At 67.5% G+C, this 20,581-nt stretch carries 17 protein-coding genes; 11 read left to right on the forward strand and 6 right to left on the reverse strand.

Annotated features, from left to right (window positions below; all coding sequences use genetic code 11):
- Positions 1-74 precede the first annotated feature (74 nt).
- On the forward strand, positions 75-1,100 hold the full coding sequence (locus AMK34_RS10880; RefSeq protein WP_073844957.1) for a DUF222 domain-containing protein: 1,026 nt from the start codon (positions 75-77) through the stop codon (positions 1,098-1,100).
- Between the two features lie 58 nt (positions 1,101-1,158).
- Here the strand turns inward: AMK34_RS10880 and AMK34_RS10885 are convergent, their stop codons facing one another.
- The 3 genes from AMK34_RS10885 to metG all read right to left on the reverse strand — a co-directional run bounded on the left by AMK34_RS10885 (position 1,159) and on the right by metG (position 5,589).
- Complete coding sequence (locus tag AMK34_RS10885) at positions 1,159-2,538, reverse strand: resuscitation-promoting factor (RefSeq protein ID WP_038508216.1); 1,380 nt, start codon at positions 2,536-2,538, stop codon at positions 1,159-1,161.
- 413 nt (positions 2,539-2,951) lie between these two features.
- A complete protein-coding gene (locus tag AMK34_RS10890; RefSeq protein ID WP_073844959.1) occupies positions 2,952-3,788 on the reverse strand; it encodes a TatD family hydrolase in 837 nt (278 codons plus the stop codon).
- A gap of 7 nt (positions 3,789-3,795) precedes the next feature.
- Complete coding sequence (gene metG / locus AMK34_RS10895) at positions 3,796-5,589, reverse strand: methionine--tRNA ligase (protein ID WP_083649834.1); 1,794 nt, start codon at positions 5,587-5,589, stop codon at positions 3,796-3,798.
- 62 nt (positions 5,590-5,651) lie between these two features.
- On the opposite strand from metG, the gene AMK34_RS10900 reads away from it, so the two are divergent.
- The 5 genes from AMK34_RS10900 to AMK34_RS10920 all read left to right on the forward strand — a co-directional run bounded on the left by AMK34_RS10900 (position 5,652) and on the right by AMK34_RS10920 (position 10,192).
- The gene (locus tag AMK34_RS10900) at positions 5,652-6,248 is read left to right on the forward strand and encodes a PadR family transcriptional regulator (protein ID WP_073844962.1); all 597 of its coding nucleotides are present in this window, start codon (positions 5,652-5,654) and stop codon (positions 6,246-6,248) included.
- A gap of 87 nt (positions 6,249-6,335) precedes the next feature.
- Positions 6,336-7,346: an ATP-binding cassette domain-containing protein gene (locus AMK34_RS10905; protein ID WP_073844964.1), complete on the forward strand. Its 1,011-nt coding sequence runs from the start codon at positions 6,336-6,338 to the stop codon at positions 7,344-7,346.
- Positions 7,336-8,100 carry an ABC transporter permease gene (locus AMK34_RS10910; protein ID WP_037340604.1) on the forward strand — a complete coding sequence of 255 codons (765 nt, stop codon included), beginning with the start codon at positions 7,336-7,338 and terminating at the stop codon, positions 8,098-8,100. Before AMK34_RS10905 ends, AMK34_RS10910 begins: the two co-directional genes overlap by 11 nt.
- Positions 8,101-8,190: 90 nt before the next feature.
- Positions 8,191-8,805, forward strand: a complete 615-nt coding sequence (locus AMK34_RS10915) for a glycoside hydrolase family 25 protein (RefSeq protein ID WP_037342442.1) — start codon at positions 8,191-8,193, stop codon at positions 8,803-8,805.
- A gap of 109 nt (positions 8,806-8,914) precedes the next feature.
- Complete coding sequence (locus AMK34_RS10920) at positions 8,915-10,192, forward strand: aminodeoxychorismate synthase component I (RefSeq protein ID WP_073844966.1); 1,278 nt, start codon at positions 8,915-8,917, stop codon at positions 10,190-10,192.
- On the opposite strand, the gene AMK34_RS10925 is transcribed toward AMK34_RS10920, so the two are convergent.
- Positions 10,193-11,152, reverse strand: a complete 960-nt coding sequence (locus AMK34_RS10925; protein ID WP_073846246.1) for a quinone oxidoreductase family protein — start codon at positions 11,150-11,152, stop codon at positions 10,193-10,195.
- Between the two features lie 177 nt (positions 11,153-11,329).
- On the opposite strand from AMK34_RS10925, the gene AMK34_RS10930 reads away from it, so the two are divergent.
- Positions 11,330-11,806 (forward strand): QsdR family transcriptional regulator, encoded by a 477-nt coding sequence (locus tag AMK34_RS10930; RefSeq protein WP_228694993.1) that lies wholly within the window; start codon positions 11,330-11,332, stop codon positions 11,804-11,806.
- On the opposite strand, the gene rsmI is transcribed toward AMK34_RS10930, so the two are convergent.
- Positions 11,803-12,639, reverse strand: a complete 837-nt coding sequence (gene rsmI, locus AMK34_RS10935; protein ID WP_038508206.1) for a 16S rRNA (cytidine(1402)-2'-O)-methyltransferase — start codon at positions 12,637-12,639, stop codon at positions 11,803-11,805. The genes AMK34_RS10930 and rsmI overlap by 4 nt on opposite strands.
- 68 nt (positions 12,640-12,707) lie before the next feature.
- Between rsmI and AMK34_RS10940 the strand changes: the two genes are divergently transcribed.
- Entirely contained in the window at positions 12,708-14,279 is a 1,572-nt protein-coding gene (locus AMK34_RS10940) for a dolichyl-phosphate-mannose--protein mannosyltransferase (RefSeq protein ID WP_038508204.1), read from the forward strand.
- A gap of 103 nt (positions 14,280-14,382) precedes the next feature.
- Positions 14,383-14,943 (forward strand): hypothetical protein, encoded by a 561-nt coding sequence (locus AMK34_RS43435; RefSeq protein ID WP_228694854.1) that lies wholly within the window; start codon positions 14,383-14,385, stop codon positions 14,941-14,943.
- Positions 14,944-15,025: 82 nt separating this feature from the next.
- Here the strand turns inward: AMK34_RS43435 and AMK34_RS10955 are convergent, their stop codons facing one another.
- Positions 15,026-16,798, reverse strand: coding sequence for a serine/threonine-protein kinase (locus AMK34_RS10955; RefSeq protein WP_073844968.1), 1,773 nt, complete (start codon positions 16,796-16,798; stop codon positions 15,026-15,028).
- Positions 16,799-16,982: 184 nt separating this feature from the next.
- Between AMK34_RS10955 and AMK34_RS10960 the strand changes: the two genes are divergently transcribed.
- Together AMK34_RS10960 and AMK34_RS10965 are read left to right on the forward strand one after the other, a co-directional pair.
- Positions 16,983-18,854 (forward strand): propionyl-CoA synthetase, encoded by a 1,872-nt coding sequence (locus AMK34_RS10960; protein WP_073844969.1) that lies wholly within the window; start codon positions 16,983-16,985, stop codon positions 18,852-18,854.
- A 109-nt stretch (positions 18,855-18,963) separates the two neighbouring features.
- The gene (locus AMK34_RS10965; RefSeq protein ID WP_073844971.1) at positions 18,964-20,544 is read left to right on the forward strand and encodes a family 20 glycosylhydrolase; all 1,581 of its coding nucleotides are present in this window, start codon (positions 18,964-18,966) and stop codon (positions 20,542-20,544) included.
- The last annotated feature ends 37 nt before the right edge of the window (positions 20,545-20,581 follow it).

Genomic DNA, 20,581 nt, shown 5'->3' on the forward strand with positions numbered 1-20,581 from the left:
CGCAGGCGGAGCGTAATGATCATCCACCCGATCGATACCGTGCATTCGTTCGAATCTGCCTCGACAATCGAGGGATGACCAGCAAAAACAATCCCAAGGCCTTCCCGCTCAACCTGCCGGAAGGTGACGCCGAACTGCTCCTCGACGAGTTGCAGACACGGCTACGCGAAGGGCGACGTCTGTTCGCCGAAGTCGGCCAGATCCTGGCCGAGATCGAGTCACGTGGGGTCCGAGACCTTTACGGATACAACTCGATCGCCGCCTTCTACGAGCATGTGGCTCGAGTGCCTCGAGCAGAGGCTCAGAGAGTGGCCGGCAGAGCGCTCGCGCTCAATTCGAGACGGGCGCGCGACGGCACGACGATCGATCCCGTCGCGCCGTTGACCGGTGAGTCGGCCAGCACCGGCGCGTTGGCCGAGGCCGGCATCGACCGGATCGTCACCGTCATGAAGAGGCTGCCGGACCACCTCGACGCGGACGAGCGGCTTGAGGCCGAAAAGGGCCTGGTCGAACTCGCGGGCGTCGCAAGACCGCGCGACGTCACGATGGCGGGCACCGACCTGCTCGCGCGACATGATCCGGATGGGAAGCCCAAAGACGATCCCGAGCCGAAACGTCAGCGAAGCGAATTCTGGTTGCGCCAGAAACGGACCGGCCGCTGGGACATGCGCGGAAACCTCGACCCCGAGACGGGCGCCCGCCTGAACGCGCTCCTGGTGCCGCGTGCGTATCCGGCTCCCGGCGAAGTAGCCGACGACCGTGCGCCCGCGGAGAGACGCGGCGACGCGTTCGCGGAGATCGTCGATCTCGCGGAGGCCGGCCCGGACATACCCGCGCCCCGGCAGACCGCGGAGCGGGTCACTGAGGAGCCTCAGCCCGCACAGCCCAGCGAGGAACCCGCGAGCCGCCCTAAGCCCGCTCAGATGCCGCCACAGGGCCGCCAGAGCCCCCACCGCGGCAGCGGCGAGGGCGTTCAAGAGCCCGCCGCGGCTGAACGATCCCGGAATGTCGCTCACCTGCGTCCCCCTCGATGGTGGGCACGACTGTCGAGACCGAGATCCGGGAACGCGGCGCAATCTCATAAGCCTTTAACGGCCTGAAGGCCACCTTGCGGGCGAACCCACACGGTGACCTTCAGGAAAGGAGGATGATCTGGCGTCAGGCCTTTTTGCCGCAGTGCGGCCAAGCGCCGTAGCCACCACGCGCGTCGCGAACCTTCTCGGCGACGGCGATCTGCTGGGCCTTGCTGGCCTGGTGCGGGTACGCGGCGTACTGCTCGCCACCGTAGGCGTCCCAGGTGCTCTTGTTGAACTGCAGGCCACCGTAGTAGCCGTTGCCGGTGTTGGCGGCCCAGTTGCCGGTCGACTCGCACTGCGCGATGCGGTCCCAGGCTCCGGCGTCTCCGATGACCGGATCGGCGGGCTTCTTGGTTCCGACCTTGACGATCTTGGGCTTGGCCTCGGTGATGACCTCTTCCGAGACCTTCTCGCGGCCGACCTCTTTGCCGTTGCGCTTGGTGACCTTGTAGGTCACGGTCTTCTGGCCCGGGGTGCCCGGGTCCTCGACCTTGGTCTTGCCCTTTTCGAGCTCCGGGTCGTCGACCTTCTGCTCGGGCGGAGCGATTTCCTCGTTCTGCTTGACCATGGTGACGCCGGTCCGGCTGATGTGGACCTCGGCGCCGTCGACCAGCTTGACGTCGAGACCGCCGACGGCCTCGTCGTCCGGGCCGAGGGTCATCCGGAGCTCACCGAGGAATTCCTGAGTGGTCACCGAGTTGGTCTGAACCTTGCGCGGTTCGTTCGCACCGTCGTAGACCGTGACGTTCTTGAGGGTCTTGACCTCGACGGTGGCGCCCTCGAGCGGCAGCTCACCGTTCTGCGGGAGCGAAGTCCAGGTGCCGGCCTTGGCGAGGTCGGCGCGACCGAGCTGGTTCAACGCTTCGCCGAGGTTGGTCGCGCGGACCCAGGACTCCTGCTGCGGCGCGCCGTCGACGATCAGGTTCAGCTTGCGGCCGCGCTCAAGCTTGATGACGCCGCCGTCGCCCACCTCGGCCTGAGGCGAGGGCGAGAGCGAGTCGTGCGCGCCGACCGAGAGACCGGCGTCTTCGAGGACTTCGCCGACGGTGTCGCCGAAGCTGTGGACGGTCTGCTGCTTGCCGTCGACGTCGAGCGTGACGCTCTTGTTCATCGCCATCGCGGCCGCGCCGCCACCGCCGAGGGTGAGCAGCACCGCCATGACGGTCCCCTTGAGGAACCGCTTCTTCCAGACGCGGGTCGAGTTCGCGATGACCTCGTCCTTGGTCGCGACCTTCATCGGCGCGCCCGCGGTGCGGTCCTCGGCCATCTCGTCCGGAATGACGATCGGAGGAAGCATGGTGGTCTCGGCGCTGATCAGGCGGATCAGCTCGTCGACGTCGACGTCGATCTCGGCCATCAGGGCGTCGGCGTCAGGGCCGAGCGCTGCCAGGACGTCCTGGTGCGTGATGCGCGGATCGTCGGAGTAGTCGAGCTCGCCGTAGTGGGTGTCGCGGTCGAGCACGGCGACCGAGCCGGCGGAAGCGAAGGTGTTCGTCTCTGCGCCGAGGCGCGAGCCATCCTGCCTACTGCTACCAGTCACTGGGTCGTTCCCTTTCCCAAGACGTCGAGGAGCTCGACAACCGCTCCACTACGTCCTTCGTCTCGATGCGCTCTTCGGCACACCTCTAGAAGTCCGACACCCGCAGCCAGCGCCATCGTCACGGTTCCAGGCCGTACCGCTCCTGGTTCCGCTTCCCCGACGTGCACTGACGTGACTGTGGGCGTAACAGCCGGAAACCGCATGAGCGGGTACCGACCGGCACGATCACGGGACAGTAACGAACCTCGCCGGGTTGCGCAAACACCGCCCGGAGTGTCGTGACGTTGGTCACTCATCAGAGTGGACCATTGCTGATCACTAATGTCGCAATCCGTTCAACCGGCAGTGACTGTCGGCAAACGGAAGACCCGCTCAGCGGTCTTTCGCACCGATTCGGCCACCTCGTGCACCGCCTCGCCCCTGAGGGTGGCGAGGTGCCGAACCGTGTAGGCGGCGCAGTAGGGCTCGTTCGGCCGCCCACGGAACGGATGCGGGGTCAGGAAGGGAGCGTCCGTTTCGACGAGGTACTGGTCCGCCGGCACGATCCGCGCCGCCTCGTGGAGACCCCGGGCGTTGCGGAAGCTGACCGTCCCGGCGAAGGACAGCACGTATCCCGCGTCGGCACACCGGCGAGCGATGTGCTCGTCCCCCGAGAAACAGTGGAAGACGACCTGCTCGGGCGCCCCCTCTTCCTCGAGGATCCGGAGAACGTCGTCGTGGGCGTCTCGATCATGGATCATCAGCGGCTTGCCGATGCGCTTGGCGAGATCGATGTGCCACCGGAAAGCGTCCTGCTGGGCGTCGTGAGGCGAATAGTCCCAGTAGTAGTCGAGGCCGGTCTCGCCGACCGCGACCACTCTGGACTCTTTCGCGAGACTCTCCACTTCGGATTTCTCGGCTTCGGAGAATTCCTTGGTGCGCGTGGGATGGATCGCGACGGCGGCCCAAACCCGCGGGTCCCAAGTGGACGCTTGCGCGGCCCAGCGAGCGGCCGCGAGATCGTCCGCGACGGTGATCACCCGCGACACGCCGGCGCGCTCGGCGCGGTCGACCATGGCTGTCACATCAGCCGCGGTGACCGCGCCGCACGCGTCGAGGTGGGTGTGCGCGTCCACCACCGAAACCGGCAACCTGTCCGGGATCGGCGGCGGTTCCTTCTTCTCCGCACCCATCAGTTGCTCATTTCGAGATCGGCGCCCATTCGGGACCGGTGTCGCCGAGCTCCGGGTCCAGCTTGGCGAACAGCGGGGTCGGCTTCTCCAGAAGCTTGCCCACCTCGATGGGCACGGACTTCCAGCGCGCCTGCTCGGCCTTGTAGTCCCCGGTGATGATGGGGTTGATCCGGCCGGGGATGTCGAGGTCCTCGACTTCCTGAAGCTCGGGCTGGGCCGCCCAGACACCGGTGCCGCCGAGGGCCTCGTGCACCTTCTGCGCCGAGTGGGGCAGGAAGGGGGTCAGCAGCGTGTTGGCGTCGGAGACGACCTGCAGGGCGGTGTGCAGAACACTGTCGCGCCGCGCGGGGTCGTCCTTGAGCTTCCACGGCTCCTGGTCCGAGAGGTACCGGTTGGCCGCGGTGACGACGCGCATGGCCTCGCTCGCCGCTGCCTTGAACCGAGACCGCTGCAGGTGGGCGCCAGCGGTGTCGAACGCCTTGCGGGAGAGCTCCTTGAGCTCCTCGTCGGCGGCCGTGGGGGCGTCGGGACGCGGGATTGCTCCGACGTTCTTGTGCGCCATCGAGATGGACCTATTGACGAGGTTGCCCCACTCGTTGGCCAGCTCGAAGTTGGTCCGGCGGACGAATTCGTCCCAGGTGAAGTCGGTGTCCTGAGTCTCGGGGCCCGCCACGGAGATGAAGTACCGCAGCGTGTCCGGGCCGAAGTCGCGCAGGAAGTCGTGCACGTAGATGACCGTGCCGCGCGAGGTCGAGAACTTCGAGCCGCTCATCGTGAGGAACTCGCTGGAAACGATCTCGTCGGGCAGGTGCAGCTTGCCGTACTTGCCGGGCACGCCACCTCGGTCGCCCTCGCCGTTGTGGCCGAAGAGCAGGGCGGGCCAGATCTGGGCGTGGAAGGTGATGTTGTCCTTGCCCATGAAGTAGTAGGAGCGGGCCTCCGGGTTGCTCCACCACTCCTGCCAGGCGTCCGGGTTGCCGGTCCGGCGCGCCCACTCCACGCTCGCCGAGAAGTAACCGATGACCGCGTCGAACCAGACGTAGAAGCGCTTCATCGGCTGGTCGCGCCAACCGTCCAGCGGAATCTTCACGCCCCAGTCGAGATCGCGGGTGATCGGCCGCGGCCGCATGTCGTCGATCAGGTTCTTGGTGAAGTTGAGGACGTTCGGACGCCAGTCGGTCTTGCTGGACAGCCATTTGCCCAGGGTCTCGACGAACGCGGACAGGTCGAGGAAATAGTGCTCGGTCTCGACGAACTTCGGCGTTTCACCGTTGATCCGGGACTTCGGGTTGATCAGCTCGGCCGCGTCGAGCTGATTGCCGCAGTTGTCGCACTGGTCACCGCGCGCGCCGTCGTAGCCGCAGATCGGGCAGGTGCCCTCGATGTAGCGGTCGGGCAGGGTACGGCCGGTCGAGGGGCTGATCGCGCCCCGGGTCGTCTTGGGGACGACGTAGCCGTTGCGGTGCAGCGCGAGGAAGATCTGCTGCGTGACCTCGGCGTGGTTACCCGTGGTGGTGCGGGTGAACAGGTCGTAGGTGAGGCCGAGCCCTTGCAGGTCCTGGCCGATCTGGCGGGTGTACTTGTCGGCCGTCTGCTGGGAGGTCATGCCTTCTTTGTCGGCCTGGACGGTGATCGGGGTGCCGTGTTCGTCGGTACCGGACACCATGAGCACCCGGTTGCCGGCCATTCGCTGGTAGCGGGAGAAGACGTCGGACGGGACGCCGAATCCGGACACGTGGCCGATGTGGCGGGGGCCGTTGGCGTAGGGCCAGGCCACCGCAGTCAACACTGGGGTGCTCATGCTTGTTTAGCCTACGGACGTCGTCTAAGGCATTGTTGTCCGGGAGAGGATCGGAGGCCTCGGTGTCCGCCACGCGTCTGCTGGTGCTGGGTGTCGTGCGCATGTACGGCAAGGCACACGGCTACCAGGTCCGGCGCGAGCTTCTCTCGTGGGCGGCCGACAAGTGGGGCAACGTCCAGCCGGGTTCGATCTATCACGCGCTGAAGAAGATGACCACCGAAGGCCTTCTGGAACAGGTCGAGGATGCCGAAGCGGGCGGCGGGCCCGACAGGGTCGCGTACAGGCTGACCGAAGACGGAGAGACCGAGTTCCTCGTGCAACTCGGCAGGGCTCTGTCGAGCGACGACGCCACGGGGTACTCGCTATCCGCGGCCGTCACGTTCATGCCGACGTTGCCCCGCGCGCAAGTGCTGGCCTTGCTGAAACAGCAGCTGGCGAACATGGAAGCGCACGCCCAATCGACCCATTACGCCCGCGAACACGCCGTCGATCTGGGGAAGCCTCCCCACGTGAGCGAGCTGTACCGCCTGTGGAGCGTGCACGCGGAAGCGAACGTGAGCTGGATGAGGGATCTGATCGGCCGTCTGGAAGCAGGCGAGTACGTGATGGCGGGCGAAGGCGCGGACGACGAAGCCGTGTTCGGCGCACCACCCAAGTAATCAAATTTGACTACGGAACGACTCCTAGGGCACAGTGCGTCCAGCCACTAGTCAAACTTGACTAGCTGAGCACCGAAAGGAGTAGACATGATCAAGGCACGCGGTCTTGAGCGGCGGTTCCGCCGCAAGGGCCGCAATGGGGGCGAGGTCCACGCCGTCAAGGGCGTCGATCTCGACGTGTCGGCCGGGGAACTGGTCGGATTCCTCGGACCGAACGGCGCGGGGAAGACCACGACCCTGCGCATGCTGACCACGCTTCTCAAGCCCACCGCCGGTGAGGCGACGGTCGGCGGCTGCGACCTGCTCGCCGACCCACTGGGGGTGCGCCGGCGAATCGGCTACGTCGCACAGGGCGGCGGCACCGCGCCGGCGAGCAAGGTCGTCGAGGAGATCGAGTTCCAGGGCAGGCTGTACCGGATGAGCAAGGAGGACGCGCTCGCCCGTGGGGCTGTTCTCGCCGAGCAGCTGGACCTGGCCGGGCTCGACCAGCGGACGACCGCGACGCTGTCGGGTGGACAGCGCCGCCGGCTCGACATCGCGCTCGGGCTGATCCACTCGCCCGGTCTCGTCTTCCTCGACGAACCGTCGACGGGGCTCGACCCGCAGAGCCGGGCGAACCTGTGGGATCACATCCGCAGGCTGCGCGACGAGCAGGGCGTCACGGTCTTCCTGACCACGCACTACCTCGACGAGGCCGACGCGCTCTCCGATCGGCTGATCGTCATCGATGACGGGAAGATCGTCGCCGAAGGCACGCCGGACTCCTTGAAAGCGAGGGTTTCCGGCGACAGCGTCGTTATCGGGGTCTCACCGGAGTCGGCGGAGGAGACTGCGGAGGTCGCTGGCCGCCTTGAAGGGGCACACGAAATGACGGTCACCGACGGCACCGTGCGTTTCCGGGTACCGCGCGGGGATACCGCGATGCCCGAACTGCTGCGGGCGCTCGACGCGCGCGGCATCGCGATGACGTCCATGCAGGTGCACCGGCCGACGCTCGACGACGTGTTCCTGACCCTGACGGGCCGGAGCCTGCGCGACGCCGAAGAGGGCACGCCGACCGACTCCGCCGAGGAGAAGGAGACCACGCATGTTGCATGACACCTGGTTGATCTTCCGCCGTGACATGCTCGCGGCGTTGCGCAACCCGACGTGGCTCGCCATCGGCATCATGCAGCCGCTCCTCTATCTGTTCTTCTTCGGGCCGCTTCTGGTGAAGGCGCTCAACGCGCAGGGCCTGTCCGATGTGGACGGATGGATGATCTTCACCCCGGCGATCATCGCGCAGCTCGCGTTGTTCGGCAGTTCGTTCGTCGGTTTCGGGCTCCTCGCTGAATACCGGTCGGGCGTGGTCGAACGCCTGCGGGTCACCCCGGTGAGCCGGGTGGCCTTGTTGCTGGGCAAGGTGCTCGCCAACGCGTTGCAGACCGTCGTCCAGGCCTTGCTCATCATCGCTCTGGCGTATCTGGTCTTCGACCTGAACGCGCCGTTCAGCGGCGTGGTGCTCAGCCTGGTGATCGTCTTCCTTCTGTCGGTCACGCTGGCGTCGTGCTCGTACGCGCTGGCGCTGACCCTCAAGAGCGAAGACGCCTTCCCTGCTTTGCTCAACGCGGTTCTCATGCCGCTGCTGCTGCTTTCCGGAATCCTGATCCCGATCACCGCAGGCTCGGCGCCGGATTGGCTGTACACGATTTCCCGCATCAATCCGTTCCGGCACGTGGTGGATGTCGAGCGGAACAGTTTCCGCGGCGACTTCTCGATGGACGCGCTGTTCACCGGCAGCGTCGTGGTGCTGGTCATGGCCGTTCTGGCCATCTGGTGGGGCTCACGGACGTTCCAACGCGAAAACGCCTGAGACACGCTGTACCGAAAGGTCACCTTGCGGCCGCTCCGCGGACGTAAGGTGACTTTCGGTCGTACTGGGGCAAATTCAAGGCGGGTGGGTTTGATAGATCCGGAAGGCGAGCACGGCGTCACCCTGTCCCACCGTGAGACGGTGACGGACTGGGCGGCGGTGCGCGGCGCCGACATCCGGTTCGCGTCGGTCACCGTCACCGAGAACACCAACTGGCGGGACGCCGCGGCGGAACGCAATCTGGCCGGCGCGCAACATGTCGGCATCCACACCGGCGCGCGGCACTACGCACGTCCTGGTGCCGTCCATGACCAAGCCGAGCATTTCGTGCGGACGGCGAGCGCGCTCGGCGCCTTCGCGCCCGGTTCGCTCGCGCCCGCGCTCGAAGTGGAGGCGCCCAGCGTCGACGACCGGTTCATCAAGGCATGGATCAAACACGTCAGGCAGGCGGCGCGCGTCGAACGCGTCCTGGTGTACGCGGGGCTCGACTGCTGGACGAACCGGTTGCGGCCGGACAAATGGGCGGACAGCGAAGTGGTGTTGTGGCTGGTCAGGCACAACGAAATCCCGGGAAGACCGGGCTGGTTCCACTCGCGGCTGGGATTGCATCAGCACGGTTTCGGCGCCGGGCTGCCCGGTGTGGACGGACCCATCGCGCAGGATGCCGTGGTCTATCCCTTCAAACTGACCGACGTGCTCTTGTAGTTTCCGCTGCGTGACGAGGGATGCGCACGACGTCACCAGGCGGTCGCGGATCTCACTTTCCGGCAGAGGCGGGTTGCTTTTCCGGCCGCCCGAACGGCGACAATGTCGCGTGCGGTTGATGTGCCGGAAGCTGCGGACCGACGCCGGGCCCGAACGGGCACTGGCGGTCCTCGGCGCACGCGCCGAGAAGCTCGGGCTCGCACCGCCCGCCGCGCTTTGCGGCGAGTGGTTTTCTTCGCGCGCGGTCATCGCGCTGAACGCTTCGCTGACTCCGGTCCATGACGTGGCCGAAGCGTTCTCGATCCCCACTCGGATGCCTGACGTTCGTGACGCGGTGCCCGGTGCGGTCGGGGGCGGCTGGTTCGGTTACCTGAGCTACGACCTGACCGATCCCTCGGGCCGTTCCGGATCGCTTCCCCCGGCCGCGTGGGGCTGGGTCGACCGGATTCTCCGGCTGGACGCGGACGGGACCTGGTGGTTCGAAGCCCTGATTCCCGACGGCGATCCGGATCCGGTCGACGAAGTGTCCGCGGTGGAATCCGCGCTCACCCGGCTTCCCGAGGCGACGACCTGGAGTTCCGGCCCGTTGTTACGGCCGCTTCCTTCGGAGCACTACGACGCCGTCAAGGCGTGTGTGCACGCGATCGAAGCCGGCGAGCTTTTCCAGGCGAACATCTGCGCCCGCTTCGGCGGAAGGTTCACCGGCGATCCGATCGCGTTGTTCGCCGAAGGGGTGCGTCGCCTGGGAGCCCGCCGGGCGGCGTTCCTCTCCGGAGACTGGGGCTCGGTCGTCTCGTTCTCCCCTGAGCTTTTCCTTGCCAGGCATGGGCGAAGCGTCCGGTCGACGCCGATCAAGGGAACCCTGCCGCGGCGCAACGCCGCTGACGAACACCTCGCGCGGCGGCTTCGGGAATCCACCAAGGACGTCGCGGAGAACGTGATGATCACCGATCTCGTCCGCAACGATCTCGGCCGGGTGTGTGCCACCGGCAGCGTGCGTGTCCCCGAACTGCTCGCGGTCCGGCCCGCGCCGGGGGTCTGGCATCTGGAGTCCACTGTGGAGGGATCGCTCGCCGACGGGATCGACGACGCGGCGCTGCTCGCGGCCACTTTCCCGCCGGGTTCGGTGACGGGCGCGCCGAAGATCCGCGCGCTGGACCTGATCGCCGAGCTGGAGCCCACCGCGCGCGGCGTCTACACCGGCGCGATCGGCCTCGCTTCACCGATCGCCGGCCTGGAACTGAACGTCGCGATCAGAACCTTCGAAATCCACGAAGGCACGATCGCGCTCGGAGTCGGCGGCGGGATCACCGCCGACTCCGACAGCGACGCGGAATGGCAGGAATGCCTGCACAAGTCCGCCCCGCTGGAGCGCCTGCTCGGCTAGCTACTTGGTGGGATCCAGCAGGAGCTTGCCCATCGTGCCGCGCGAGCGCAGGGCCTCGTGGGCGGCGCGAGCGTCGGACAGCGCGTACTCGCCACCGGCGACAGCGCGGATCCGGCCGGCGAGGGCCAGCTCGAAAAGCTCGTCGAGCGTGCGGCCGAAGACGTTTCCGGGAAGTTTGAACGCGTGCGGCAGCCACATCCCGGCCACGGCAGTGCTGTGCCCGAGGAGGTTGCGGGCTTCGATCGGCTTCGGGTTCTCGCGGCTGGCCATTCCGTAGAACGCAAGGCGTCCGAACGGCGCGAGGGCCGCGATGCTCTGGTCAGTGACCGGGCCGCCGGTCATGTCGAGCACGATGTCGACGCGTTTGCCGCCGTTCGCCTCGCGGAGCGCGTCGGTCATGTTCTCGGCCCGAGAATCGATGGCGACGTCCGCGCCCAGTTCGAGCGCGAGGGCGCGCTTCTCGTCGCTGCTGGCGGTCGCGATGACCCGGCTCGCTCCCCAGGCCTTCGCGAGCTGCACGGCGATGGAGCCGACCCCGCCCGCGGCCGCGTGCACGACGACGGTTTCGCCCGGTTCGAGGTGGGCGCTCTTGCGCAGCAGGAGCGAGGCCGTGGTGCCCTGGACGATGAAGGAGAGCGCGGTCAGGTCGTCGACGCCGTCGGGAACGTCGTAGCTGGTGACGTCGTCGGCCACCGCGCGCTCGGCATAACCGCCGCCGCCGTTGAGCAGCGCGACGACCCGTTTGCCGTCGGCGGTGCGACCGACGACCTCGCCACCCGGGACGAGCGGGAGCTTGCTCGGCGCGAGGTACGAGTTCTCGGCCTGATGTGTGTCGGCGTAGTTGATGCCGATCCGGTCGACCTCGACCAGCCGCTGACCTGGGCCGGGGACGGGATCGGGAAGATCGACGAGGTTGAGCACCTCGGGTCCGCCGAACTCGGTCACCTGTACTGCGCGCATCCGCATCCTCCTCGTCGAGATGAGACATTCTTGCATATGTCTCATGCATGAGACACCGCGTGATATGTTTCACGCATCGAAACCGCACTCGAACGCCAGCTGACCTCGCCGCGCCCGGACGCCCTGCGCGCGTTCACGATCGCGCGCGCCCGCTTTCTGGAGGGGCGCCGGGTGGACATGGGCGAACTGGCGAGCGAACTCGGGATCAGCCGGGCGACGTTGCACCGCTGGGTCGGCGGCCGGGATCAACTACTCGGCGAAATCCTTTGGTCGATGACCGTGGAGGTCTTCGAAGCGCGGTCTTCTGGCAAGCTCGGGCGCGGCGCGGAAGGGATCGCGGAACTCGTCGGCACCTTCGTCCGGACCGTGAACGGCTCGAAACCGTTCCGGGAGTTCCTGCGCAACGAGCCCGAGCGGGCGTTGCGGATCCTGACGACGAAGGCCAGCGTGGTGCAGAGCCGCGCGATCGGGAAGATGCGCGAGTTCCTGGACGAAGAGGTCGAGGCCGGACGGCTCACTCCGCCACTGCCGGTCGAAGACCTGGCTTACCTGCTGGTGCGGATCGGCGAATCCTTCATCTACACCGATGTCATCACCGGCGACGAACCCGATGCCGGGAAGGCGCACGCCGCCGTGACAGCCTTGCTGTCCTAGCGCTTGCGGGAAGCGAGAACAGCGTCGTAGAGCTCCTTTTTCGACACCCCGGCCGCCTCGGCGACCTCGGCGGCGGCGGACTTGAGGCGTTCACCCGCTGAGACACGCGACGAGACCTCGGAGACCAGGTCCTCGACGCTCACCGAACGCGGCGGCGCACCCGCCAGAACGACGGTGATCTCGCCCTTGACCCCCTCGGCGGCCCAAGCGGCCAAATCCGGCAGATTGCCGCGTTTGACCTCTTCGTAGGTTTTGGTCAGTTCGCGGCAGACTGCGGCACGACGCTCGGGGCCCAGGACGTCGGCGGCGTCGGCGAGGGTGCTCGCGAGGCGATGCGGGGATTCGAAGAACACTGCAGTACGGGGCTCGTCCTTCAACGAACCGAGCCATTTCGCCCGTTCACCGGGCTTGCGCGGAGCGAAACCTTCGAAACAGAAACGGTCGCAGGGCAGGCCGGACAGCGCGAGCGCCGTGGTCACCGCGGACGGGCCGGGCAGGCAGGTCACCGGCACGTCCGCCTCGACACAGGCGGCCACCAGGCGGAATCCGGGATCCGAGACACTCGGCATCCCCGCGTCGGTCACCAGGAGCACCGTCTCGCCCGCTTGCAGCGATTCGAGCAATTTCGGCAGACGGGCGGTCTCGACGTCTTCGTAGAAGCTGACGACGCGTCCGACCGGCGAAACGTCGAGGGCCGCGGTGAGGGAGCGCAGACGCCGGGTGTCTTCGGCGGCGATCACGTCGGCCGTCGCGAGGGCTTCGGACAGGCGCGGCGAAGCGTCACGGACGTCTCCGAGCGGGGTGGCTGCCAGCACGAGGCGTCCTTCGGTCATTCCCGAAGGTTAACCGGTTCGCAGATCCGGACACCGAGTTCACTCTTCCGCCCGTAGGATCATGCCCCGTGACCGCACTGCTGACCCGCGACAACGAGAGCGTGCGGCCGGATCCGGTCGACGCGCTCAGGCCACCGAACGACCGGGAGGCCACCCTCCTCGGCCGCGGCATGCCGACGGACCGCCTGCGCGGCTGGATCGTCACGCTGGTGCTGACGCTCATCGGCGGCATCGTCCGGATCCAGAACCTGGGAACGCCCACGGACAAGGGCACCCCCGTCTTCGACGAGAAGCACTACGTCCCGCAGGCGTGGCAGATGCTGCGCAACGGCGGTTACGAGGACAACTACGGCTACGAACTGATCGTCCACCCGCCGTTGGCGAAGCATCTCATCGCGATCGGCGAATGGCTGTTCGGCTACAACGCCTGGGGCTGGCGGATCATGCCGGCGCTGGCGGGCACGCTGATCGTGTTCCTCACCATCCGGATCGCCCGGCGGCTCACACGGTCGACGCTGCTCGGCGCGGTCGCCGGGATCCTGGTGATCAGCGACGGCGTCCTGCACCTGCAGTCACGCATGGGCATGCTCGACATCTTCATCGCGTTGTTCGTCCTCGCCGCGTTCGCCTGCGTGCTGTGCGACCGCGATCAGGTGCGACGACGGCTCGCCGTGGCCGTCCGCGAAGGCTGGATCGACGAATCCCGGTTCGGCCCGAAGCTGGGTTTCCGCTGGTGGCGGTTCGCCGGCGGCCTGATGATCGGGCTGACCTTCGGCGTCAAATGGTCGGCGCTCTACTACATCGCCGCGTTCGGCTTGCTCACCGTCTTCTTCGACGTCGCCGCGCGCCGGGCCGCCGGGGTGCAGCGGCCTTGGGTCGGCACGCTGCGCCGCGACGTGCTGCCCGCGCTGTGGGCGATCGTCGTCATCCCGATCCTGGTGTACTTCGCCTGCTACTGGGCCTGGTTCGCGAGCGAGACCGCGACCGACCGCAACTACGTGGCGATCAAGGACGTCGATCCCGGTTTCTGGGCCTGGATGCCGCCCGCGTTGCGGTCGCTCGGCGACTACTCGATGAACGTGCTCGACTTCCACGCGAACCTGGTGACACCCAAGGACAAACCGCATCCATGGGAGTCGAAGCCGTGGACCTGGCCGATGGGGCTGCGGCCGATGCTCTACGCGTACGCGGGCGGCACGGACGCGACCGGCTGCGGCGAGTCGACCTGTGTGCGGGCGACGATGCTGATCGGGACGCCGGCGATGTGGTGGCTGGCGCTGCCCATGCTCGGCTGGAGCGTGTGGCGCTCGGTCTTCCGCGCGGACTGGCGCTACGCCGCCGTGCTCGTCGGCTACCTCGCCGGGTACCTGCCGTGGTTCACCAACCTCGACCGTCAGATGTACTACTTCTACGCGACGCCGCTGGCGCCGTTCCTGGTACTCGGGTTGACGCTGGTCCTCGGGCAGATCCTCGGCAGCGCGAAACGCGGCTTCGAGCGGAGGGGCACCGGTCTGCTCGTCGTCGCCCTCTACGTGGGGCTCGTCGTGGCCAACTTCGCCTGGTTGTGGCCGATCCTGAACGGCAACGCGATCACGAACGAGCATTGGAACGCCGAATTGTGGCTTCCGTCCTGGAAGTGATCGCGTCCCGGCCCACAACCTCGTGATTTTCCCGATTCAAGTGTGACACTTGCCCCCGAGTTGTTACTCTTCGCTGGTCAACAGCAGCTCTACAGGGGGCATCATGACGATCCGACCGCTCGGAGCGGCCTGCGCGGCCGCGGCGTTGTTCTTGATCGCGGGTTGCGAAGAGCAGACGCCGGGAACGGCGTCGCCGCAGACCTCGGCCGTTCCGAGCACTTCCGAAGCGCCTGCCACCAGCACGACGCAAGCCAGCGCTTCGAGGCCTTCGGCGACCGCGGCGACCGTCTCCGAGGCCACCACACCCGCGGCCGGCGGCGCCGTGGCGCACACCCCGGACGGCGCCGCCAGCGTGATGGAGGAGTACCACCACGCGCTGGGCGACAAGGACCTCGAAACCGTCTGCCGGATCACCGGGCCGGCGTTCGACGGCGGGATGAAGGAATGCCGTCAGCTCACCCCGATGCAGTTCGGGATGCTCTCGGCCGACGACGTGAAGAAGCTGAAGGCCACCCGCGTGGACCGGGCGAAGCTGCAGAGCAAGGGAGCGGACAAGGTCGTCGTCCCGCCGGGGGCGATCGCGCCGCAGATCGCGATGATGGCGGCTCAGCCCAAGACGTTCACCATGGCCTGGCGAGGCGGGACCTGGGTCATCGTCGACTGAAGGAGAGCAAGGGACCTTTGCTACCACTTACCTCGATGTCGAGACAAGTGGTAGCAAAGGTCCCTTGCTCCCTTTTCGCAGGTCAGCGCGGGTGACGCTGAGGCTGCGGCTGCTGGTGGGGCTGCGGTTGCTGCTGCGGAGGGCGACGCGTCACGATCTGCGTCACCGGGCCGTCCGGCGACTTCCCGGCCCGGGCCAGCCAGCCTTCGACGTCGCGCCGCACGGCGGTGAGCGTCGGGCGGCGGCGTGGCTCCTGGTCGAGCGACGCGATGAGGATCCGGGCGTGTGCGCTGCGGTTCGGCAGCTTCGACACCGGTTCGGCGCGGGCGGCGGCCATCAGCGCGGCCATCGGGGTCTCCCGGGTGCCGCGCGGCGGCTGACCCGAGAGCGCGTAGCTGACCGTCGCAGCGAGCTGCCAGGCGTCCGACGCCGGGCTGGCCGGCGAGCCCATCGCCTGCTCGGGGGCGACGAAGTCCGGCGTGCCGATCATCATCCCGGTCGCGGTCATCTTCGAGTCGCCCTGGCTGCGGGCGATGCCGAAGTCGATCAGGTGGGCGAGCCCGTTGCGGTCGAGGATGATGTTCGACGGCTTCAGGTCCCGGTGCAGCACACCCTTCTCGTGCGCCGCCGCGAGCGCGCCGGCCATGGTCGACCAGAGCCGTCCGGCGGCGATGTCGTCGAGCGGGCCCTGCGAGTCGACGATCTCGGCCAGCGAGCGCCCTTCGAGGTACTCCATCACCAGCGCGAGCCCGTCGGGTTCCTCGACGAGGTCGTACACCTTGACGCAGTTGGGGTGGTTCACCACGGCCAGCGCACGGGCCTCGCGCTGCATCCGTTCCTCGGTGTCGCGGTCCGGCGCGTGCGCGATCTTCAGCGCGACCGTGCGGTTGAGCTGTGTGTCGACCGCTTCCCAGACGGTGCCGAAGCCACCGTGGCCGAGCCGCCGGACACGCTTGTAGCGGCTGCCGCCGGAGTTGCGGGAACCCGGCGGAGGCGGGATCGGGCCCGGGGCGGCGGCCAGCGCGGGTGGTTCGGGCGCCTGCGCCAGCGCGGTCGCCGGGTACTGCTTGGCCGGCGGGGGCGGCAGCTGCGGCTGCGGTTTCGGGGCGGGCGGCTCCGGGCGGTACGGCTCGACCTTCTGCCGGGGCTGCGGGTCCGGCCGGTTGATCACCGACCACGGCGGCGGGCCGACCAGCGCGACCGGGATCAGCCCCAGCACGCTGAACGGCAGGAACCCGAGCCAGAAGTGCACCGCGGTGTTCGCGCCCATGCCGACGCTCGCCAGCACCATCAGCACGAACGGGATCCAGAAGAACCGCGAAGGCCACTTCGGTCCCCGGCGGAACGCGGTGCGCGCCTGCAGCATCACGAACAGCAGCGACAGCGCGGGTAGCCCGACCAGCAGGATCAGGTAGAAGACGTATCCCAGCTGCATCCCGTTCGGGTAGAACAGGACCTCGTACACGTTCTGGCCGCGGCCGAGGTACGCGCTCTGCGTGCCGATCAGCGGGTTGTACTCGGTGTTGAAGGTCGACAGATCGCTGCCGGAGAAGCCGGATTGACCGCCCGACTTCGACGAGGCGGCCTCCTGGTAGACCTGCGAAAGGCCGGTGGCCAGCAGCCACGGCAGCAGGAAGACGGCGACCACGCCGATCCCGCCGAACACCGACAGGGTCACCACGTCGTAGCGATTGCCGGTGCCTTTGCGGATGATCGCGACGATCATCGCTCCCAGTGCGGGCAGCAGCGCGACCAGCGCTCCCGCGGTGCTCGTCGCCCACACCCAGTCCCCAGGCCAGATCCCTGGCCCGAACAGGCTGTGCGCGAACGAAAGCAGCGCGCTCGCTAGTCCCATGGACCCTGCTCCCCTCGCTCGTCGAGGCCGTTTCCGGCGGTTTTCCCCCTAGTCCAGCTTAGGACGCTCCATGCCCTCACAGGGTTGCCGGGTTGTCGCGGGCGTCTCTCCGCCGTTACCACCAGGCATCGGCCGGTCCGGAAGTCCATGATGGTCCCCGTACCCGAACGCGAAGGAGCATTCGATGCACGCCGAGTCGTACCAGCGGAGCCTCGAAGACCCGGAGGGTTTCTGGCTCGAAGCCGCGCAGGCGATCGACTGGACCCGCACGCCGACGCAGGCGCTCGACGCGTCGAAAGCGCCCTTCTACCGCTGGTTCCCGGACGGGGAGCTGAACACGGCGTTCAACGCGCTCGACCGGCACGTGCGGGACGGCCGCGGCGAGCAGACCGCGCTGATCTGGGATTCGCCCGTAACCGATTCGGTTCGCCGGTTCACCTACACGGAACTGCTGGACGAAGTGGCGCGCTTCGCCGGCGCGCTCGCCTCCCTCGGTGTCGGGAAGGGCGACCGCGTCATCGTGTACATGCCGATGGTCCCCGAAGCGGCGGTCGCGATGCTCGCGTGCGCCCGGCTCGGCGCGGTGCATTCGGTCGTTTTCGGCGGCTTCGCGCCCAAGGAACTCGCGGCGCGGATCGAAGACGCGAAACCCAAGGTCATCGTCGCGGCGTCGTGCGGGATCGAGCCGACGCGGATCGTCGAGTACAAACCGATCATCGACGAGGCACTCGCGGGCACCGCGCACCAGCCGGACAAGGTCGTGGTCCTGCAGCGGGAACGCGCCCGCGCCGAACTGGGTGAGCGCGACGCCGACTGGGCCGAACTGGTCGCGAACGCCTCCCCCGCCGATCCGGTGCCGGTCGCGGCCACCGACCCGCTGTACATCCTCTACACCTCCGGCACCACGGGGAAGCCGAAGGGCGTCGTGCGCGACACCGGCGGGCACGCGGTCGCGCTCGCCTGGTCGATGAGCGCGATCTACGACATCCGGCCCGGCGACGTGTGGTGGACGGCGTCCGACGTCGGCTGGGTCGTCGGCCATTCCTACATCGTCTACGCGCCGCTTCTGATCGGGGCGACGACGGTCATGTACGAGGGCAAACCGGTCGGAACCCCGGACGCGGGCGCGTTCTGGCGCGTCATCTCCGATCACGGGGTAAAGGCGTTGTTCACCGCGCCGACCGCGCTGCGGGCGATCAAGAAGGTCGATCCGGACGGCGTCGAAATCGGAAAATACCAGCTCAGCGGATTCAAGACGTTGTTCATGGCGGGGGAACGACTCGATCCGGAGACCTATCACTGGGCGCACGACAAGCTCGGCGTACCGGTGATCGACCACTGGTGGCAGACCGAGACCGGCTGGCCGATCGCGGCCAATCCGCGCGGTTTGGAACCGATGCCGGTCAAACCCGGTTCCGCGACGAAACCGGTGCCGGGCTGGGACGTGCGGATCCTGGACCAGGCCGGCGATCCGCTTCCCGCCGGGCGCGAAGGCGCCATCGCCATCAAACTGCCGCTCCCGCCGGGATCGCTGCCGACGTTGTGGCAGGACGACGAGCGGTATCACGAGGCGTATCTTTCGCGGTACGAAGGCCACTACCTGACGGGTGACTCCGGGTACGTCGACGAAGACGGCTATCTGTTCGTCATGGGCCGCACCGACGACGTCATCAACGTCGCGGGGCACCGGCTTTCGACCGGTTCCATGGAGGCCGTGCTGGCGTCGCATCCCGCCGTCGCCGAATGCGCCGTGATCGGGGTCCGCGATCAGCTCAAGGGGCAGCTTCCGCGCGGTTTCGTGGTGCTGAAATCGGGCGCCGACATCGACGCCGAAACGCTCAAGGCCGAATTGGTCGCGCTGGTGCGGCGCGACATCGGCCCGGTCGCCGCGTTCCGTGACGTGTCCATTGTGGACGCGCTACCGAAGACGCGGTCCGGGAAGATCCTGCGCAAGACCATGCGCGGCATCGCCGACGGCCGCGACGAACAGGTGCCCTCGACGATCGAGGACGCGAGCGTTCTCGATGCCCTGAAAGCGGTTCTGCGCGGCGAGTGACCGATGATCGGTACGGCGTACTGGTCCGATCGGGTGTTGTCGGCTTTGCCCTATTGGTCTATACCTTCTCAGGGAAGAGAGTCTCCAGTTATCCGACCGGAGGTGCTCCATGAGTAAACGCCTGTCCAGAACCGTGCTCGGCGTGGCCGTCCTGAGCCTCGTGACGCTCGGGCTGCCCGCCACGGCGAGCGCGGGACAGCACGCGAAGGCCGAACGGACCGTCACCGACGTCGTCCCCGCGCCGGTCGACGCGAAACCCGACCCCCGCGCGAACTTCCGCCTCGGCCCCGCGACCGTCATCCGCACCGACCGCGAAGGCAAGCAGGTCGCCGAATACCTGGCGGGCCTGCTCCGGCCCGCCACCGGTTACCGGCTGCCCGTCGTCAGCGGCCACCGCGGCGGCGGCCCGGCCATCTCGCTCGAAACCGGTCACGCGAGCGACCGCGTCGGCGGCGAGGGTTACCAGCTCAAGGTGTCGCCCTCCGGCGTGACTTTGAAGGCGAACACCGACGAGGGCCTGTTCCTCGGCGTGCAAACGCTGCGTCAGTTGCTTCCTTCGGCGATCGAGGCGAAGACCGTCCAGAAGCGGTCGTGGGTGGTCTCGGGCGGCACGGTGCTCGACTATCCGCGCTTCGGCTACCGCAGCGCGATGCTCGACGTCGCCCGGCACTTCTTCACGCCGGACCAGGTCAAGCTGTACATCGACCAGATCGCGCAGTACAAGATCAACAACCTCCACCTGCACCTGAGCGACGACCAGGGCTGGCGGATCGAGATCAAGAGCTGGCCGAAGCTGGCGACCGTGGGCGGCCAGACGGCCGTCGGCGGCGCTCCCGGCGGTTACTACACGCAGGAGCAGTACAAGGACCTGGTGCGCTACGCGGCTTCGCGGCACATCACGATCGTTCCCGAGATCGACATGCCGGGTCACACCAACGCGGCCCAGTATTCCTATGCCGAACTGAACTGCGACGGCAAGCCGATACCGCCGCGCACGGACATCGAGGTCGGCTACAGCTCGCTGTGCATCGGCAAGGACATCACCTACAAGTTCGTGGACGACGTCATCCGCGAGCTGTCGGCGATCACCCCCGGGAAGTACATCAACATCGGTGGCGACGAAGCGCACTCGACCACCCCGGCCGACTACCAGACCTTCGCCACGAAGGTGCACCCGATCGTCGCGAAGTACGGCAAGACGATCACGGGCTGGCACGACATCGCCAAGACGAATCCGCCGGTTTCGGCCGTCCCGCAGTTCTGGGGCACGACCGGGACGGACGCGAACGTCGCCGCCGCGGCGGCCCGGGGCAACAAGATCCTGATGTCGCCCGCGAACAAGGCGTACCTGGACATGAAGTACCACCCGCAGACGCCGCTCGGGCTGAGCTGGGCCGGCCTGATCGAGGTCAAGACCGGGTACGACTGGGATCCGGCCACGTACCTGGAGGGCGTGACGGAGAAGAACGTGATCGGTGTCGAGGCGCCGCTGTGGTCGGAAACGCTGATCACCAGTGACCACATCGAGTTCATGGCGTTCCCGCGGCTGCCGGGTTACGCCGAGATCGGGTGGTCGCCGAAGGATTCCCGCACCTGGGACGCCTATCGGCTCCGGCTGGCGAAGCAGAGCCCGCGGTGGGTTCAGCAGGGCATCGACTTCTACCGGTCCACGCAGGTCGACTGGAAGTAGCGTGCAATGAAAGGTCCTTTCCTTGCGAAATTTGCAA

Source organism: Amycolatopsis sp. CB00013, assembly GCF_001905755.1.
GTDB lineage: Bacteria > Actinomycetota > Actinomycetes > Mycobacteriales > Pseudonocardiaceae > Amycolatopsis > Amycolatopsis japonica.

Bases quoted from the DNA above. Each gene is read 5' to 3' on its own strand.
- AMK34_RS10955 (WP_073844968.1), bottom strand. From the start codon at position 16,798: ATGGGACTAGCGAGCGCGCTGCTTTCGTTCGCGCACAGCCTGTTCGGG.
- AMK34_RS10925 (WP_073846246.1), bottom strand. From the start codon at position 11,152: ATGCGCGCAGTACAGGTGACCGAGTTCGGCGGACCCGAGGTGCTCAAC.
- AMK34_RS10910 (WP_037340604.1), top strand. From the start codon at position 7,336: ATGTTGCATGACACCTGGTTGATCTTCCGCCGTGACATGCTCGCGGCG.
- AMK34_RS10930 (WP_228694993.1), top strand. From the start codon at position 11,330: ATGGGCGAACTGGCGAGCGAACTCGGGATCAGCCGGGCGACGTTGCAC.
- AMK34_RS10880 (WP_073844957.1), top strand. From the start codon at position 75: ATGACCAGCAAAAACAATCCCAAGGCCTTCCCGCTCAACCTGCCGGAA.
- rsmI (WP_038508206.1), bottom strand. From the start codon at position 12,639: ATGACCGAAGGACGCCTCGTGCTGGCAGCCACCCCGCTCGGAGACGTC.
- AMK34_RS10890 (WP_073844959.1), bottom strand. From the start codon at position 3,788: ATGGGTGCGGAGAAGAAGGAACCGCCGCCGATCCCGGACAGGTTGCCG.
- AMK34_RS10965 (WP_073844971.1), top strand. From the start codon at position 18,964: ATGAGTAAACGCCTGTCCAGAACCGTGCTCGGCGTGGCCGTCCTGAGC.
- AMK34_RS43435 (WP_228694854.1), top strand. From the start codon at position 14,383: ATGACGATCCGACCGCTCGGAGCGGCCTGCGCGGCCGCGGCGTTGTTC.
- metG (WP_083649834.1), bottom strand. From the start codon at position 5,589: ATGAGCACCCCAGTGTTGACTGCGGTGGCCTGGCCCTACGCCAACGGC.
- AMK34_RS10960 (WP_073844969.1), top strand. From the start codon at position 16,983: ATGCACGCCGAGTCGTACCAGCGGAGCCTCGAAGACCCGGAGGGTTTC.
- AMK34_RS10905 (WP_073844964.1), top strand. From the start codon at position 6,336: ATGATCAAGGCACGCGGTCTTGAGCGGCGGTTCCGCCGCAAGGGCCGC.